Annotated in this window: 1 protein-coding gene; it reads right to left on the reverse strand. The window is 75.5% G+C overall.

All coding sequences use genetic code 11. From position 1 onward, the window contains the following. Positions 1–9 precede the first annotated feature (9 nt). On the reverse strand, positions 10–253 hold a 244-nt coding region (locus tag AC0IW7_RS24905), incomplete at its 5' end, for a hypothetical protein (RefSeq protein ID WP_471821523.1).

Genomic DNA, 253 nt, shown 5'->3' on the forward strand with positions numbered 1-253 from the left:
GGGGTGCTGTCAGCGACGCCCTCCGCCGAGAATGCCGCCGAGGATGTCGCCCAGTCCGCCGGGCAGACCGCCCTGTGCGCCCTGCCCGCCGCCCATGCCGCCGAGGATGCTGCCCAGGATGTCGCCGAGACCGCCCGCGCCGGCGTCCTGGGTGGGCGCCGCCTGTCCGGTGGCCTGCCCGCCGGCCTGTCCGCCACCGAGCACCTTGCCGGAGATGTAGCTGAGCACGATCGGCGCGAGGATCGGCAGCAGC

It is taken from the genome of Pseudomonas sp. AC229 (assembly GCF_979254655.1).